At 61.0% G+C, this 16893-nt stretch carries 17 protein-coding genes; 3 read left to right on the top strand and 14 right to left on the bottom strand.

What is annotated here, in order from left to right; translation table 11 throughout:
- Window positions 1-310 precede the first annotated feature (310 nt).
- Window positions 311-1051, top strand: a complete 741-nt coding sequence (locus ACQ4W7_RS17710) for a GntR family transcriptional regulator (protein ID WP_426072646.1) — start codon at window positions 311-313, stop codon at window positions 1049-1051.
- A gap of 192 nt (window positions 1052-1243) precedes the next feature.
- Here ACQ4W7_RS17710 and ACQ4W7_RS17705 read toward each other — a convergent pair whose 3' ends face one another.
- The 9 genes from ACQ4W7_RS17705 to rpsP all read right to left on the bottom strand — a co-directional run bounded on the left by ACQ4W7_RS17705 (window position 1244) and on the right by rpsP (window position 8210).
- Window positions 1244-2710 carry a nitrilase-related carbon-nitrogen hydrolase gene (locus ACQ4W7_RS17705; protein ID WP_426072645.1) on the bottom strand — a complete coding sequence of 489 codons (1467 nt, stop codon included), beginning with the start codon at window positions 2708-2710 and terminating at the stop codon, window positions 1244-1246.
- Window positions 2695-3531 carry an AraC family transcriptional regulator gene (locus ACQ4W7_RS17700; RefSeq protein WP_436532113.1) on the bottom strand — a complete coding sequence of 279 codons (837 nt, stop codon included), beginning with the start codon at window positions 3529-3531 and terminating at the stop codon, window positions 2695-2697. The genes ACQ4W7_RS17705 and ACQ4W7_RS17700 overlap by 16 nt, the downstream gene beginning before the upstream one ends.
- 187 nt (window positions 3532-3718) lie before the next feature.
- Window positions 3719-4054, bottom strand: coding sequence for a DUF3579 domain-containing protein (locus ACQ4W7_RS17695; RefSeq protein ID WP_029496213.1), 336 nt, complete (start codon window positions 4052-4054; stop codon window positions 3719-3721).
- A gap of 225 nt (window positions 4055-4279) precedes the next feature.
- Window positions 4280-5239, bottom strand: coding sequence for a CobD/CbiB family protein (locus ACQ4W7_RS17690; RefSeq protein ID WP_426072643.1), 960 nt, complete (start codon window positions 5237-5239; stop codon window positions 4280-4282).
- Window positions 5240-5336: 97 nt separating this feature from the next.
- The gene (locus tag ACQ4W7_RS17685) at window positions 5337-5996 is read right to left on the bottom strand and encodes a CoA pyrophosphatase (protein WP_426072642.1); all 660 of its coding nucleotides are present in this window, start codon (window positions 5994-5996) and stop codon (window positions 5337-5339) included.
- 79 nt (window positions 5997-6075) lie between these two features.
- Complete coding sequence (rplS, locus tag ACQ4W7_RS17680) at window positions 6076-6459, bottom strand: 50S ribosomal protein L19 (protein WP_010395528.1); 384 nt, start codon at window positions 6457-6459, stop codon at window positions 6076-6078.
- A gap of 131 nt (window positions 6460-6590) precedes the next feature.
- Entirely contained in the window at window positions 6591-7337 is a 747-nt protein-coding gene (gene trmD / locus ACQ4W7_RS17675; protein ID WP_035825412.1) for a tRNA (guanosine(37)-N1)-methyltransferase TrmD, read from the bottom strand.
- A 50-nt stretch (window positions 7338-7387) separates the two neighbouring features.
- The gene (rimM, locus tag ACQ4W7_RS17670) at window positions 7388-7945 is read right to left on the bottom strand and encodes a ribosome maturation factor RimM (RefSeq protein ID WP_426072640.1); all 558 of its coding nucleotides are present in this window, start codon (window positions 7943-7945) and stop codon (window positions 7388-7390) included.
- Window positions 7946-7958: 13 nt separating this feature from the next.
- Window positions 7959-8210 carry a 30S ribosomal protein S16 gene (gene rpsP / locus ACQ4W7_RS17665; protein WP_010395524.1) on the bottom strand — a complete coding sequence of 84 codons (252 nt, stop codon included), beginning with the start codon at window positions 8208-8210 and terminating at the stop codon, window positions 7959-7961.
- 277 nt (window positions 8211-8487) lie between these two features.
- Here rpsP and ACQ4W7_RS17660 point away from each other — a divergent pair, with 277 nt between their 5' ends.
- Together ACQ4W7_RS17660 and ACQ4W7_RS17655 are read left to right on the top strand one after the other, a co-directional pair.
- Window positions 8488-8922 (top strand): NINE protein, encoded by a 435-nt coding sequence (locus ACQ4W7_RS17660; protein WP_436532109.1) that lies wholly within the window; start codon window positions 8488-8490, stop codon window positions 8920-8922.
- 136 nt (window positions 8923-9058) lie between these two features.
- Window positions 9059-9685 carry a glycine zipper 2TM domain-containing protein gene (locus ACQ4W7_RS17655; protein ID WP_436532107.1) on the top strand — a complete coding sequence of 209 codons (627 nt, stop codon included), beginning with the start codon at window positions 9059-9061 and terminating at the stop codon, window positions 9683-9685.
- Between the two features lie 191 nt (window positions 9686-9876).
- On the opposite strand, the gene ACQ4W7_RS17650 is transcribed toward ACQ4W7_RS17655, so the two are convergent.
- The 5 genes from ACQ4W7_RS17650 to alaS form a co-directional block, all read right to left on the bottom strand.
- On the bottom strand, window positions 9877-11667 hold the full coding sequence (locus ACQ4W7_RS17650) for an acyl-CoA dehydrogenase (RefSeq protein WP_436532105.1): 1791 nt from the start codon (window positions 11665-11667) through the stop codon (window positions 9877-9879).
- Window positions 11668-11759: 92 nt separating this feature from the next.
- Window positions 11760-12692, bottom strand: a complete 933-nt coding sequence (locus ACQ4W7_RS17645; protein WP_436532103.1) for an electron transfer flavoprotein subunit alpha/FixB family protein — start codon at window positions 12690-12692, stop codon at window positions 11760-11762.
- An 85-nt stretch (window positions 12693-12777) separates the two neighbouring features.
- The gene (locus tag ACQ4W7_RS17640) at window positions 12778-13527 is read right to left on the bottom strand and encodes an electron transfer flavoprotein subunit beta/FixA family protein (RefSeq protein ID WP_099379460.1); all 750 of its coding nucleotides are present in this window, start codon (window positions 13525-13527) and stop codon (window positions 12778-12780) included.
- A 262-nt stretch (window positions 13528-13789) separates the two neighbouring features.
- Window positions 13790-14017, bottom strand: coding sequence for a sulfurtransferase TusA family protein (locus tag ACQ4W7_RS17635; RefSeq protein ID WP_010395510.1), 228 nt, complete (start codon window positions 14015-14017; stop codon window positions 13790-13792).
- Window positions 14018-14247: 230 nt separating this feature from the next.
- Window positions 14248-16866 (bottom strand): alanine--tRNA ligase, encoded by a 2619-nt coding sequence (alaS, locus tag ACQ4W7_RS17630; protein ID WP_436532101.1) that lies wholly within the window; start codon window positions 16864-16866, stop codon window positions 14248-14250.
- Window positions 16867-16893 lie beyond the last annotated feature (27 nt).

The following is a 16893-nucleotide window of genomic DNA, read 5'->3' as shown; positions in this document are numbered from 1 at the left end:
TCGCCGGCATGCTGCAGACCCTTCGGCACAACCACTTACAAAACCAATTCAACGCCAATATACTACTATCCAATACCAGAACACTACCAGTTGCAACTTTTTTTTTATAACGTTGTTTGAATCACACAGACCACTTCAGCTGAATCAATCTGTAGCCCGTATGAGCGGGGTAAATACCAGCGAGGCCGGGCATAAATTGCCGGCCTGATAATTCAAATTGGTTTTATAACGGTCTTTTTTGGTATTATCCAGCGACACAAAACAGATACAGAGCGCGTCTGCAACGCGCCGTAACGGAGACCTTCAGCGTATGACAACCCTGGCTCACATCATGCAAGGCCTGGGGCAGACGAGTAGCCTGCCCCTGTACCAGCAACTGCAGCGCGCGCTGCGCGAAGCGATTGACAAGCGCATCCTCGGCCCCGAGGAAGCATTGCCGGCCGAGCGCCAGCTGGCCAGCGACCTGTGCGTCTCGCGCATCACCGTGCGCAAGGCCATCGATGGCCTGGTCAACGAGGGCTTGCTGGTGCGGCGCCCCGGCTCGGGCAATTTCATCAATACGCGCATCGAAAAGAATTTCGCCAAGCTGACCTCGTTTTCCGAGGATATGCGGGCGCGCGGACGCACGCCCCGCAGTGTCTGGCTCAAGCGCGCAGAGGGAACCGTCACGCCGGAAGAGGCCTTGCGCCTGCGGCTGTCGCCGGGCGCACCCGTGTACCGCTTCCACCGCATCCGCTATGCGGACGAGGTGCCGATGTGCCTGGAGTACGCCACCATCGTCGCCAGTTGCCTGCCAGACCTCGACGCTGTCGATATCTCCATGTATGACGCGCTGGAACAGGCGGGCAACCGGCCCGTGCGCGCCTTGCAGCGCCTCAGCGCGCTTTTACTGACGGGGGAGCAGGCCAGCCTGCTGCAGGCGCAGGAAGGCGACGCGGGCTTGTCGGTGGAAAGACTGGGCTTTTTGCGCGATGGCCGCGCCGTGGAATTTTGCCGTTCCTACTTCCGCGGCGATATGTATGACTTCGTGGCCGAATTAAGTACCAATTAATACCAGCCGTTCCAATTTTTTAATACCAGATAACACCACTTATTGCAGTGCAATATATATGTCGGCGTGGCGCCGATATAGGCACCGCAATGGTGAAATAATCGGCGGCGATTATATGGTCAGCCTGCGGAGAATATAAAAAAGGCTGCACAATGCGGTTTTGCGCATTGCAACAAAACATGGCGTTACCTGTCAGGGAGCGGGCGCGGCGCGGCGCCCCAGGCACAGCAAGACCAGGCCCAGCGCCACGCACAGCCAGCCGAACAGTGGCCCCAGCCATCCGGCCCAGGTGGCGACGGCCGGGTGCGCCGGCAACGGCGCCAGCAAGGTGCTGCCCGGCATGGCACTGCTGGCACGTTCCGCCAGCACCCGTCCATACGCATCGCTGACCGTCAGCACGCCCTCGCGCGCCGCGCGCAGCACCGCATAGCCGTTTTCCACACCGCGCAGCACGGTCATGCGCGCGCCCATCCAGGCGTCCAGCTGGAAATCCCAGGCCGGCACCAGCATCGCCTGCACCCCGGCCACACCATACGCTTGCCCCAGGGTGGCGAAATGCATGTCCTTGCAGATGGCCAGACCCATGGCCAGACCCGCCACCGGCTGCACGGCATATACGCTGCCAGCGAGAAAATCGCGCTCGGGCGGCGCCAGATAATGTTTCTGATAGCTGATGGGCGCGGCGCCATCGGGCGCGAACAGCCAGGCCAGGTTGCGCCGACCGGCAACGTCTTGCACGCCGATGCCCACGGTAATCCACACATCCGTGCTGCGCGCCAGCGCCTGAAAACGCTGCTGCACGGCATCCGCCTGCGCTGGCGCCAGCACGGCGATCTTTTCCGGCAACAGCACCAGCCTGGCACCCTGCCCGGCCAGCTCTTCGACGTGGCGCGCGTACTGGTCCCAGATGGCTTGCGCGCGCGCCGGCGGCGTGGCCGGGCCGATAAAGTCATCGATGCCCACCAGCCCCGCCAGCGGCCCGCCTGGCGCCTGCCCGCTTGAGGCCAACGCACCCTGCACGCGCCAGGCGCCCCCTGCCCACACGGCCAGCAGCAATAGCACGGTCGCGCCCGCCGCTGGCGCATACGCGCGGCCGCCCGCCAGCAGCAAGGCCAGCGCGGATGGCGCCAGGCACAGCAAAAACAGCAAGCCAGGCACGCCCGCCATGGCCGCCACCTGCAGCACGGCAACATTGTCCGCTTGCGAATACGCGAGGCTGCCCCAGTTACCATCCGGCAGCAAGGCCGCCATCAGCGTATCGGTGGCGACCCACAGCACGGGATACGCCAGCACCGTCCAGCCGGAGCGGTAGCGCAGCACGAGGCGCCGCGTGGCCAGCACCACCAGCAGCCACAGCAGTGCCTTGACGACGATCACGGCCAGCACGGCGGGCAAGGGCATGAGCAAGCGGAAATAAGCAACGTTGGATGACAGGCCCAGCACGGCGGCCAGGAACGTCATCCAGGCAGCATCGCGGCGCGACGAGCGCAGGGCCAGCCACAGCACGGGCAGCGGCGCGCACCAGGCCAGCCAGCCCTGCGGCTGCGGCCCCAGCACCCAGTACAGGGGAACGCCCGCCGCCAGCGCGGCGGCGATTTGCAGCAGGCGCTGGCGCAGTGCGGTGCCGCCGGCAGCCGGCGTAGTCAGGGTTGGGAACATGCCCAGGCTTTCAAGGGGAGCCAGATTTCCACGCCGCCGATGCCGTTGGCGGGATCGAACTGCTGGTCGTAGCGTTCAAAATCGGGCGCGTCGGCCACTTCCAGCCCGGACTGGGGCAGCCACTCGTTCCACAGCATCTGCCAGGTGGCGCGGATGGTGGAAATATGCCCGCGGTGGTGAAACACGGCATAGCGCTGCGGGGCGATGCGCAGCCGCGTCCAGCCGTCGGGAGCCTGGGAAAAGTCGCTCACCGGCATGGCACACAGGTAATCGAAATTGCCTGCATCATCATTGTTACAGCACACGCCATACACCAGCTGGCCGGGTGCCACATGGGGCAGGAAGCGCTGCCACAGGGCGGGGATGGCGGCAGAAGTTTCTGCACGATAACGTTCGACCAGGCCCGCCAGCAGCAAGGCGGGACCTTGCTCGAAACGCGGCGCTTCCAAGGCCACGCCCTGCGCCACATCCATTTTGATGGCCCCTACCAGCGCGAGGTTGCCGACGTGGCGCTGGGCCCGCACTCTTTCCGGCGTGATCTGAAACTGGTCGCGGAAAGCCCGTGTAAATGCTTCATGGGAACTGTAACCGGCTTCCAGGGCGACGGCGAGGATGTCTTGCGCGCCCTGGGCCAGCATCAGGGCGGCCTCGCTGAGCCGGCGCGCCCGCACATAGCGCATCACGGAGTGGCCCGTGGCCAGGCCAAACGCGCGCGTCAGGTGGCAGGGCGAGGCGCCGCCCACGTAGGCGATATCGCCGAGCGAGAGATTGTCGGCGTAATGCGATTCGATATACCAGAGTGCCTTGGCCAGATAGCTCATGAACGCTTCCCGTTGAACGAGCAGCGACTGTAGCATTTTCGGGTGACGAGGATTTGACTGAAATTGCGCAATGCGGGTTTATTTGCGCGTGCGCTTTTCGCACACCAGCTGGCCGCTATTGACCCGAGCCAATCAGCAGCGCCGCTACGCCGTAGCGGGCTTTGCGCCAGATCAAATGAAACGGGTCTTACTTTTCTTCGGGGGGCGGCAGGAAGCAGGCTTCGACGATCTGCAGGTCGTTATCCTTGGCGAACTCGCGCACGAAGTGAAACGCCATGGGCTCGATCTCGCGCAGCTTGGTGTTGACCACCACCGACTTGACACCATTGACGACGGTTGGGCGCACGTAGGGCGAATACTGGAGGTGCGCATTGCGCCCGCCACCTTCGGGATTGAAACAGGACATCACTCCGCAAAGGCGCTCTGCCCAATCGCTGGGTCGGAATTGCTTGCCATTGCTGGTGAGACCAAGGATGAAGAACTCGTCTGAGAGTTCCCCTGTTTTTTGAGATAACTCGGCCATGTGGCTTGTCGGGACTGGATTGCGTGAATGGCCCCGGCGGGTAAGCCGGGCTGGTAATTCAACTACGTTTGCTGCGGTAAGCCAGTATTATATCTTATAGAAGACTTGGGTTCTACCTCGATCTGCCCTGCCGATGCAAACAGGGGCCGGCACGCCTTGTGCGCCAGCCCCCATTTTAACCTTGTTCCACGCGCAAGGCGCATGGACAGCGCGTGTGCGCCCGCGTCAGCCGAGAAAAACGGCGCCCGACATCAACAGCAGCAACAGCATCCACAGCAGCAAGGCGCGCCACACCAGGCCCACCGTGCTCTGCAAGGCGCGCGAACCCGGCTCTTCGCCGGGCAGGATATCGCTTTCGCTGTCGCTGTCATCGACGGCCAGATCGGGCGTCGTCAACACGCGTGCCGCCGTTTCCGCTGGCGTACCCAGGCGTACGCCCATGGCGCCGCCGCCTGCCGTCAGGATGATGCCGATGGCCTCATCCTGCCAGCGCTGGGCAAAATTGCGCCAGGCGTAGATGGCATCCTCGAAATTGCCGACCACGGCAAACGCCACGGCCGTCAGGCGCACGGGGATCCAGTCGATCCAGTAAAAGGCGCGCGCGGCGAACTGGCCGAAGGCTTCATTGCGCATGTGCTCGGGCTCATTCCAGGCGCGCGCCAGGTATTCGGCCACGCGGTACATCACGGCGCAGGCAGGGCCCAGCGGCATGAGGAACCAGAAGAAGACGCCAAAGACATTGCGATGCGTGGTGATGAGGGCTTTTTCCACGGCGATGCGGGCGATTTCACTCGCTTCCATACCCACGGTGTCGAGCTTGGTCCAGTCGGCCAGCAAGGTACGCGCGGTCGCGTCGTCGCCAGCGCTCAAGGCCAGCTGGATGGAGGTGAAGTAGTGGCTGTAATGGCGGAAGCCCAGGGTCAGGTAGACGATAAGCACGTTCCAGGCAAAGGCCAGCAAGGTCAGCTGATAATGCTGCAAGAGCCAGTACACACCTGCCGTCGGCACCATCAGCACGCCGATCATGAGGAACCAACCCATGCGGCCGTGGTTGGCGTGGCCGGCATTGAACCAGGTCTCCATGCGCATTGCCAGGCTCTTGATTTCGGCGTAGATCGGATTGTCCGCGCGCAAAGGTTTGAGCTGCTCGATCAGCAATGCGCAAAGTATGGAGAGAAATGTCATCAAACGTCCTTTTTGTCTTTTTCAGCAATACCGCAATGCCCGCTACGATAGCGCAGTGCAGTGCTGGAATCAAACTTATTACGTGCGGGCCACCATTTTACGCGCGCAAGAGGTGAAACAGATTGCGCAGCATGCCGGCAGTGGCGCCCCAAATGTAGAAGCGCTCGTAGGGCATGGCATAGAACGAGCGCCGCCCGCCGGGCAATTCCACAGACAGGCGCTGATGGTTGAGACCATCCATCAGGAAAGCCAGCGGCACTTCGAAGATTTCCGCCACTTCGGAGGGGTCGGCGCGCAGTTCGAACGGTGGCGTCACCAGGCCCACCACGGGCGTGACCTGATAGCCGGTGCCCGTCAGGTAGTCGGGCAGGCAGCCCAGCACTTCAATGTGCTCGGGCGCCAGGCCTACCTCTTCTTGCGTTTCGCGCAGGGCCGTGGCCACGGGTGAGCCATCGAACGGTTCGCTACGCCCGCCGGGAAAGCTGACCTGGCCCGCATGGCTGCTCAAATGGTCCGTACGCATCGTCAGCAAGATGGTCAAGCCTTGCGGACGCTGCACCAGCGGAATGAGCACTGCGGCGCGCACGGGCACGGCGCGGGCGGAAAGGAAATCCTGGGTAATCTCGGGCTGCCAGTCAGGCTGTTCGGCCAGGCGCTGGCGCAGCCAGTCGGGCGTCAAACGCACGGCGTCCAGCGCCGCCTCGCCGGCGATAGAATCGATGGCAAGTTGTTGTGGATCAAATGCGATGGTGGCCATGCAGCTTGTCCCATTGGCAATTCAGAATAAAAAAAGGGGCACCAATACGGCACCCCTTTTCCCAACGCAGACGCTGATATTACGCGCTTGCTTTCGCCACAACGCGGCGATTTGGCAATTTTTCTTTGATACGCGCCGATTTACCCGAACGCTCACGCAGATAGTACAGCTTGGCGCGGCGAACATCACCACGGCGTTTCACTTCGATCGAAGCGATCAGCGGCGAGTACAGTTGGAACGTACGCTCAACGCCTTCGCCGGACGAGATCTTACGAACGATGAAGTTCGAGTTCAGGCCACGGTTACGACGCGAGATAACGACGCCTTCGTAAGCCTGGGCGCGCTTGCGCGTGCCTTCGACTACGTTGACGCTGACGATAACGGTATCGCCTGGTGCGAATTCAGGAATGGTTTTACCCAGACGAGCAATTTCTTCCTGCTCTAATTGTTGAATCAAGTCCATTTTTATAACTCCGAAAACCATCATGCCGGCGCACTGTGGATAGCAAGTATCCGCCCGGTAGAGGATGGGTAACACAATATGGGCAACATGCCCGGTACTACAGGCCACCCTGTTTACCGTCCGAAAACGTTTTACAGGCTGGCCAGGAATTTTTCGTCGGTCTTGCTGAGCAAGCCGGCGGCACGTGCACTGACCAGCAGGTCAGGCCGCTTTGTCGCGGTCGCTTCCAGCATGCGCTGGCGGCGCCACTTGACTATCTCGGCATGATTGCCACCCATCAAGACGGGCGGCACGGCCATGCCTTCATATGTTTCCGGCCGCGTGTAGTGCGGCGAATCGAGCAAACCGTTGACGAAGCTATCCTCGATGGCCGATGCCTCCGTGTTCAAGACACCCGGCAACAGGCGGATCACCGCATCCATCAACGCCATGGCAGGCAATTCCCCGCCCGACAGGACAAAGTCGCCCACGCTGATTTCCTCGTCGACGCAACGGTCCAGCAAACGCTGGTCCACGGCTTCATAGCGGCCACACAGGATCACCAAACCAGGTTCGGCTTTCAGCTGCGTGACGCGCTCGTGCGTCAGCGGACGGCCTTGCGGCGACATGAACACCACGCGAGGCGCCGCCAGTCCCAGTTCGGTCTGGCGTTGCTTCGCGGCATTTATTGTCGCTTCGAGGGGACGGGCCATCATCACCATGCCGGGACCGCCGCCATACGGGCGGTCATCCACAGTACGGTGATTGTCGGTCGTGAAATCACGGGGATTCCACAGCGACAAGCCACATTTCCCCTGCTCGAAGGCGCGCCGGGTCACACCCGACTGCGTCAGCGCAGCAAACATTTCAGGAAACAGGGTCACGACATCAAATTGCATCGCTCACCATCCTGCAAAGTTTGCCTGGCGCAAAGTTAAGCGCAGGCGGTTTAATAATCGAGGCCCCAGTCGACCGTGATCTTGTTGGCGGTCTTGTCAACATTAATGACAAACTGGCCAACAAATGGGATCAGGCGCTCAGGCGCCTTTTCAACGGTCTCATCGGCAGTGGCGACGGGCGTAACGCGCAAGATCGATTGCGGACCATTGCTCATCATGTCGTGCACTGTGCCGAGGCACTCGCCTTGCAAATTCTCAACTGTCAGTCCGATCAGATCGGACCAATAAAATTCATCGGCCGTCAGCGTCGGGAAATGGCTACGCGGAATTTGCACAGAAACGCCTTTCAGCGCTTCTGCGGCATCCCGCCCGACCACACCCACCAGCTGGGCCACGACGTCGCCGCCGTGTAACTTTGCTTGCCTGACTTGAACATCATGCAAGGTCGGTTTATCAAACCACCAGGTTTTGACGCTTAATAATGCATCCGCGTCGTCGGAGAAAGGAGTGATCCTGATTCCGCCAGCAATGCCATAAGCACCGGAGACATAGCCTACCTGTACCAGGTCATCGGGGACTTTCACCCCGGATGCAGTCTTGACCGTCAAACCAGTGATCTAATTAAGCTGCTGCTTTGTTGTTGCTGGCTACCAGGCGAGCAACGGTTGGCGACAATTGTGCGCCAACGCCTTGCCAGTAGGCCAGACGGTCTGCGGTGATACGCAGTGGAACTTCGCCACCTTGCGCCATCGGGTTGTAAAAACCGATACGCTCAATGAAGCGACCATCGCGGCGATTGCGCGAATCAGTAGCGACGATGTTGAAGAACGGGCGCTTCTTGGCGCCTCCACGAGCTAAACGAATAACGACCATAATATTTCCAAAAAGTGTGCTGAGGCGGAAAAAGCCGCAAATTATAGCGCGCTTTACCGCCAGGCAGCAAGCGTTATGATGACGGGCGTGTAATTTGGGCTAATCAAACATTATGACTAGTCATGGCCGAAGACGCAATAGGCGTGTGCGTCTATCGTGCCGGCAATGGCTTGGAATGAGGCGAAATCATTACATAAACGCCACAGGAAAGTGCTATCGTTGTGCGAGACGATGACCGATACTGGCAATCTTTACCGATGAGCAACTCTGGAGTCCCATGATCACCGCTACCATTTTGCAACAGTCGCACAAGAACAAGGCCTTCACGACACTACTGGCCTTCCTGCTGGGCATGCTGGGCGCGCACCGCTTCTATCTGCACGGCGCCAAGGACCGCTGGGGCTGGGTGCACCTGGCCGCCCTGCCCGCCACTTTTCTGCTGCACCAGCTGTTTCCCGAGGCCGACTGGTTTTACCAGATACTGCCACTGACCTTGTCCGCCCTGGGCGGCTTCCTGGAAGCGCTAGTGCTGGGCTTGATGCCGGACGACAAGTGGGATGCGTGCTACAACGCCGCCTCCGGCCACCGGTCAGACACGGGCTGGCCCCTGGCCGTGGTGCTGGTCGCCACCTTGATGCTAGGAGCAGGCGTGCTGATCGCCACCATGGCCCGCCTGTTCGACTTGCTTTACACCGGCGGCGCCTACGGTTAGTTTCCCCGCGGGCATGACATCAAATAGCGCACGCCGCACGCACATGTAAGTGTTGGTAAGCAATCATGATTTTGCTCTATACTGCATTCACAATGTCGACATTACTGGCACATTCAACACCCAACTGGAGAAGATCATGATTCGTCGCCCTTTCATCCTCGCAGTCGCCATCACGGCCCTGTTCAGCACATCTGCCTTCGCGCAAAACCTCTCGCCGAAGGCGCAATACGCCTACGACACAAAGCAAGCCAGCACGCGCTATGCGGACGACAAGAAATTGTGCGCAGAAGAAACCAGCTCGAAAGCCCGCATGCAATGCCAGCGCGACGCCAAGAGCGAATATAACCAGGCCATCATCAACGCCAAGGCCGCGCAAAAGGCTGGCAACTCGTATGCAGGCCAGAACAGCAAGCCAACCCAGCAGCAAATCTGCGCCGATTGCGGCAAGGTGCTGGCAGTCAACGTCGCCGAAAAAGCGGGTGAAGGCGGCGCGCTGGGCATGATCGGCGGCGGCGTGGCCGGCGCCCTGCTGGGTCGCCAGGTCGGCGGCGGACGCGGCAAGGACCTGGCCACCCTGGCCGGCGCCGCTGGCGGCGCTTTTGCGGGCAAGCAAGTCGAAGGCCACATGAAAAACAGCAAGGTGTGGACCGTCACCGTGCAATACGAGACGGGCGCCAAGGCTGACTTCGCGTTTGACCAGGATCCTGGATTGGCCGCTGGCGATCTGGTACGCAATTCGGGCAACGGCATCGCCCGCCGATAAGAACGCAGGCAAAGCGTCCATGGCGGCGTTGCCCGCATTTTGCTGAGGTTGTCGTACTGGCAGCGGACTGCGACAACGCGCCTTGCCCTGAACGCTTTCCCAAGCATTCTTGATAGAAATAAAAAAAGCGCTGGAGATCACTCTCCAGCGCTTTTTTGCATTTTGCCGGCATGCACCGGCAAAATTTCAACTTAAAACTGCTCTTCCGACAAAGCCATCACGCCGGCGCTGCCATCGATGATGGTGGCGCGCAAGCCTGGCGCTTGTGACAGTATGTGGTCGGCAAAGAAGCGCGCCGTGGCGATTTTTGCCTTGTAGAACGAAGAGTCGCCGCTGCCCTCTCCCAGCTTTTGCTGCGCCACCACGGCCGCGCGCGCCATTTGCCAGCCGCCCAGCACGATGCCGGCCAGTTTCAGGTACGGCACGCTGCCCGCAAACACGGCCTTGATGTCCGTCTTCATGTTTGCCACTACGTATTCCACCACCGCTTCCAGCGCGGCGCTGCCTTCGGCCAAGTGGCGCTGCATGGCCTGGAAGTCGGCACCGGAGAGCTCGCCCAACTGAGCTTCCGTGGCGCGCACCTGGGCGATGATGGCTTTCGCCACGGCGCCACCGTCGCGCACCGTCTTGCGCCCTACCAGATCGTTGGCCTGGATGGCGGTCGTGCCTTCGTAGATGGTAAGAATCTTGGCGTCGCGGTAATGCTGGGCGGCGCCCGTCTCTTCGATGAAACCCATGCCGCCATGCACTTGAACGCCGTCGCGCGTGACGTCCTGAGACATTTCCGTGGCCCAACCCTTGATGACCGGCACCAGGTATTCATACGTCGCCAGGCTTTCCGCGCGCACGTCCGCCTCCGGATGGTGGTGCGCCACGTCGCTGATAGCCGCGCCCACATAGGCCAGCGCGCGCGCCGCCTCCGTTTGCGAGCGCATCGACATCAGCATGCGGCGCACGTCCGGGTGGTGAATGATGGAGACCGGGCCGCTGGACCCCGCCAGGTCGCGCGACTGTACGCGGTCCTTGGCGAACGCCACGGCCTGCTGGTAGGCGCGCTCGGCCAGGCCGATGCCTTGCAAGCCGACGCCGAAACGGGCCGCGTTCATCATGATGAACATGTATTCGAGACCGCGGTTTTCCTCGCCCACCAGGGTGCCGATGGCGCCGCCGTGGTCGCCGAATTGCAGCACGGCCGTCGGGCTCGCCTTGATGCCCAGCTTGTGCTCGATGGAAACGCAGTGCGCGTCATTGCGCGCGCCCAGGCTGCCGTCCGCATTGACGAGGAATTTCGGCACGATGAACAGCGAGATGCCTTTCACGCCAGCGGGCGCGTCCGGCGTGCGGGCCAGCACCAGGTGGACAATGTTTTCCGCCATGTCGTGCTCGCCATACGTGATGAAAATCTTCGTGCCGAAGACTGTATAGGTGCCATCGCCCTGCGGCACGGCGCGCGTGCGCACGGCGGCCAGGTCCGACCCCGCTTGCGGCTCCGTCAGATTCATGGTGCCCGTCCACTTGCCCGACACCAGGTTTTCCAGGTAAACCGCCTTTTGTTCATCGCTGCCGGCAGTCAACAGCGCTTCGATGGCGCCGTCCGACAGCAGGGCCACCAGGGCGAACGAGATGCTGGCCGAATTGAGCATTTCGATGCACGGCGTGGCCAAGAGCTTGGGCAAGCCCTGGCCGCCGAACTCCGTCGGATGCTGCACGCCCTGCCAGCCCGCTTCGCCATACGCCTTGAAGGCTTCCTTGAAGCCTTTCGAGGTAGTGACCTGGCCGTCGTGCCAAAAGCTGGGCTCCTTGTCGCTGGGCCAGTTCAGGGGGGCCACCACGCCACCGCAGAATTTGGCGTTCTCTTCCAGCACGGCCTCGGCCGTATCGGGCGTGGCGTCTTCACAGCCCGGTAAAGTGTGGATTTCGGCCAGGCCGGCCAGTTCGTTCATGACGAACAACATGTCTTTCAGCGGGGCTTGATAGCTCATCTTCTTTTCTCCAAGAAAAAAGCCACGCGCGGCTCGCCGTGTGGGGCGGGCCGGCGTGGCTTTGTCAGTAACAAAACCGGGACGGGTTGAAATTAACCCAGTTCCTTGACCAGTTGCGGCACGATCTCGAACAGATCGCCCACGATGCCGTAGTCGGCCACGGCAAAGATCGGCGCTTCCGGATCCTTGTTGATGGCAACGATGGTTTTCGAGTCTTTCATGCCGGCCAGATGCTGGATCGCGCCCGAGATACCGACGGCGATATACAGCGATGGCGCAACGATCTTGCCCGTCTGGCCCACTTGCCAGTCGTTCGGCACGAAGCCGGCGTCGACGGCGGCGCGCGAGGCACCCATGGCGGCGCCCAGCTTGTCGGCCAGCGGCTCCAGGATGTGGAAGTTCTCGGCCGAACCCATGCCACGGCCACCCGACACGATGATTTTCGCGGCGGTCAGTTCAGGACGGTCGGACTTGGCCAGTTCGCGGCCCACGAAGGCCGATTTGCCGGCGTCGGCAACGGCGGCGACGGTTTCGGTGGCAGCCGAACCGCCGGTGGCGGCCGCCGCATCGAAACCGGTTGTGCGCACGGTGATGACCTTGACCTTGTCGCCAGATTGCACGGTGGCAATCGCGTTACCGGCGTAGATCGGGCGCTCGAAAGTGTCAGGCGAGTCGACCTTGGTGATTTCCGAGATTTGCGCCACGTCCAGCTTGGCGGCCACGCGCGGCAGGATGTTCTTGCCGTAGGCGGTAGCGGGAGCCAGGATGTGGCTGTAGTTGCCGGCGATGGCCAGCACTTGCTCGGCCACGTTTTCGGCCAGGCCGTCGGCAAAGTATGGCGCGTCGGCCACGATGACTTTCGTCACGCCGGCGATTTGCGCGGCGGCAGCGGCAGCGGCCAATGCGTTCGAGCCAGCGACGAGCACGTGCACGTCGCCGCCGCACTGGGCAGCCGCGGTCACGGTGTGGTGGGTGCTACCCTTTAAGGTAGCGTTGTCGTGTTCAGCAATAACTAATGCGACCATGATTATTCCTAACAGTATATGCAAGTGCCGGGGTCAGGCCTAAAGGAACTGACCCCGGGTATAGATTTGAACGGCGGGGCCGCGCTTAAATGACTTTGGCTTCGGTACGCAGCTTGGCGACCAGAGTAGCGACGTCCGGCACCTTGATGCCGGCCGAGCGCTTGGCTGGCTCGACGACCTTCAGGGTCTTCAGACGTGGCGCAACGTCGACGCCCAGATCTTCCGGCTTGACGGTCTCGAGCGGCTTTTTCTTGGCCTTCATGATGTTCGGCAAGGTCACATAGCGTGGCTCGTTCAAACGCAGGTCGGTGGTGATGATCGCGGGCAAGGTCAATGCCAGGGTTTCCAGGCCGCCGTCGACTTCGCGCGTGACGGTAACTTTGCCGTCTTCCAGCACGACTTTCGAGGCGAACGTGGCTTGTGGCCAACCCAGCAGGGCTGCCAGCATCTGGCCCGTCTGGTTGCTGTCGTCATCGATCGCTTGCTTGCCCAGGATGATCAGTTGCGGCTGCTCTTTCTCGGCCAGGGCTTTCACCAGCTTGGCCACGGCCAGCGGTTCCAGTTCGGTCGTCGTTTCCACCAGGATGCCGCGGTCGGCGCCGATGGCCATGGCGGTGCGCAAGGTTTCCTGGCACTGCGTCACGCCGCAGGAGATGGCGACCACTTCAGTGACCTTGCCGGCTTCTTTCAGGCGCATCGCTTCTTCCAGCGCGATCTCATCGAAAGGGTTCATCGACATTTTGACGTTGGCGGTATCGACGCCAGTGCCGTCACTCTTGACGCGGACTTTGACGTTATAGTCGACCACGCGTTTGACGGGTACCAAGACTTTCATAGCTATGCCTTTGGGAAATTATAAAAATGACGGATCAAGTGCTGATTGTGCGTTCGATTATAAGAGAAATTTGAATCCTGAACCGAATTTAAGCACGATCGTGCGATTTTTTGTTAGAGCAATTCATCTAAACTGTCCAGCTTCGAGGATTTCAAGGGAGTCTACCGCTACGCTGCAGGGCAGCAAAAGGGCCTGATAGTGACGCCAAAACGGCACGGCAAGCGCTCAAGCAGGCAGCGCCACGGCCGCCCGGCTGGCAGAATTATTTGCGTTGCATCAGGAAGACGAATTCGGTGCCCGTCTGCACATGCGACAGCAGGGCATTGCCCGTTTGCTTGGCGAAAGCCTGGAAGTCGCGCACGGAACCAGGATCGGTTGCCATGATGCGCAGCACTTCCCCGCTCTGCAGCTCTGACAAAGCCTTTTTCGCCTTCAGAATCGGCAACGGGCAATTCAAGCCGCGCGCGTCGAGTTCTTTGTGAAATTCCATAATCTCGGTATCAAGTAGTGTGTCGCTCATCATCAATATCCCACCATTGTTTTGTTGTACTGATTTTCGACATACTACTCTAAATCAGGGGCATTGACGCGCTGCACCAAAATAGTTCATCGGCTGTTGTGGGGTCACAACGAGATTCCACACGGCAAAACGGCCCGCAAACAGTGTCAGCGGGCCGTTTTCAAGGGGCTGTGGGGCGAAAACCCCGCATATCCTCTAGCTTACGCCTGTGTTGCGCGTTCGCCGACCCAGGCCGGCACGCCGGCCAGGGCATTCGCCAGGCCGCTAGCATCGGTGCCGCCTGCTTGCGCCATATCGGGGCGTCCGCCGCCTTTTCCGCCCACTTGCTGTGCAACGAAGTTCACCAACTCGCCCGCTTTGACCTTGGAAGTCGCGTCTGCCGTCACGCCGGCGATCAGGCTGACCTTGCCGTCAGTCACGCTGGCCAGCACGATGGCGGCCGTCTTCAGCTTGTCCTTCAGCTTGTCCATGGTTTCGCGCAAACGGGCCACGTCGGCGCCCTCCAGCACGGCGGCCAGCACCTTGATGCCGTTGACATCGACGGCTTGCGTGACCAGCTCATCGCCCTGGCCGGACGCCAATTTCGATTTCAGCGCGGCCAGTTCCTTCTCCAAGGCCTTCACATGATCTTGCACCTGGACGATGCGGGCCGTCAGTTCTTCCGGCTGCGCCTTCAAGGCGTTGGCCGCTTCGACCAGGCGGCGGTTGATGGTTTGCACCAGCGCCAGCGCGCCCTCGCCCGTGACCGCTTCCACGCGGCGGATACCGGCGGCAACACCGCTTTCGCCGATGATCTTGAACAAGCCGATATCGCCCGTGCGCTGCACGTGCACGCCGCCGCACAGTTCTTTCGAGCTGCCGATGTCGAGCACGCGCACTTCGTCGCCGTATTTCTCGCCAAACAGGGCCATCGCGCCATGCTTGACGGCATCGTCAAACGACATCAGGTGGGCTTGCGTGGCGCGGTTTTCCAGGATCTCTTTGTTGACGATGGTTTCCACGGCTGCAATTTGCTCCGCCGTCATCGGCGCATTGTGACTGAAGTCGAAACGGGTTTTATCGGGGTCGACCAGCGAACCCTTTTGCGCCACGTGGCTGCCCAGCACTTCGCGCAAAGCCTTGTGCATCAAGTGCGTGGCCGAGTGGTTGCGGATGGTGCGCGCGCGCTTGGCCGTATCGACTTCGGCCGAGACGGCGTCGCCCACCTTCAACACGCCCGATGCGAGCACGCCGTGGTGGCCAAACACGTCAGCCTGGATTTTCAGCGTGTCGCTGACGGCAAAGCTGCCTGTGCCCGAAGCGATCACGCCCTGGTCGCCCACCTGGCCGCCCGATTCGGCGTAGAACGGCGTGGTGTCGAGCACCACGATGCCATCCTGGCCCGCCTTCAGTTCCGTTACCGGCGTGCCGGCCGCGTACAGCGCCACGACCTTGCTGCTGAACGTCAATTGATCGTAGCCGACAAATTTGTTTTTCTCGCCCGTGTACTCGACCTTGCTGTCCTTGTGCGTCTTGCCGCCCTTGCGCGACAGTTCCTGGCTTTCCTTCAGGGCCGCGTCGTAGCCCACCTGGTCGAACGTGATATTGCGTTCGCGGCAGATGTCGGCCGTCAGGTCCGGCGGGAAGCCGTAGGTTTCGTACAGGGTGAAGGCGGTGGCGCCGTCGATGCCCGTGGCATCCTTGGCCAGCTGCGCTTCCAGCACTTTCATGCCCGTTTCCAGGGTTTCGCCGAAACGCTCTTCCTCGGCTTTCAGCATGTTGGCCACGTTGTCCTTGGCTTCTTCCAGCTCCGGATAGGCGCCGCCCATCTCGACGGCCAGGTCGGCCACCAGCTTGTAAAAGAACGGCTTTGTCTGGCCCAGCTTGTGACCATGGCGCAAGGCGCGGCGGATGATGCGGCGCAAGACATACGCGCGGCCTTCGCTGCCTGGAATGATGCCGTCGACGATCATGAAGGCGGCGGCGCGGATATGGTCGGCGATCACGCGCAGCGACTTGTTTTCCAGGTCCGTGGCGCCCGTTTCGCGCGCGGCAGCCTTGATCAAATGCTGGAACAGGTCGATTTCATAGTTTGAATGCACGTGCTGCAACACGGCGGCCAGGCGCTCCATGCCCATGCCCGTGTCCACGCACGGCTTGGGCAGCTTGTGCATGACGCCCGCTTCGTCGCGGTTGAACTGCATGAACACCAGGTTCCAGATTTCAATGAAACGGTCGCCATCTTCGTCCGGCGAGCCCGGCGGGCCGCCAGGAATATCGGCGCCGTGGTCGTAGAAGATTTCCGTGCACGGACCGCATGGGCCCGTGTCAGCCATCTGCCAGAAATTGTCGGACGCGTAGCGCGCGCCCTTGTTGTCGCCGATGCGGATGATGCGCTCGGTTGGCACGCCGATTTCTTTCGCCCAGATGTCATACGCTTCGTCATCTTCGATATACACGGTGACCGTCAACTTGTCGGCCGGCAAGCCATACACCTTGGTCAGCAGTTCCCACGCGTACTGGATCGCGTCGCGTTTGAAATAGTCGCCGAAGCTGAAGTTGCCCAGCATTTCAAAGAAAGTATGGTGGCGCGCCGTGTAGCCGACGTTTTCCAGGTCGTTGTGCTTGCCGCCGGCGCGCACGCAGCGCTGCACCGAGGTGGCACGCGTGTACGGACGGCTGTCCGTGCCCGTAAACACATCCTTGAATTGCACCATGCCGCTGTTCGTCAACAGCAAGGTCGGATCGTTGCCCGGCACCAGGGAGCTGGAACGGACGATGGAATGGCCCTTGGACTCGAAAAATTTGAGGAACTTGTCGCGGATTTCAGATGATTTCATGTTTTTTTGGCAAAGAGTGGCGGCAGC

This window comes from Janthinobacterium algoris, assembly GCF_051380935.1.
GTDB lineage: Bacteria > Pseudomonadota > Gammaproteobacteria > Burkholderiales > Burkholderiaceae_D > Janthinobacterium.
Note: the sequence above shows the minus strand (reverse complement) of the source record. Positions and strands in the feature narration are given on the sequence as shown.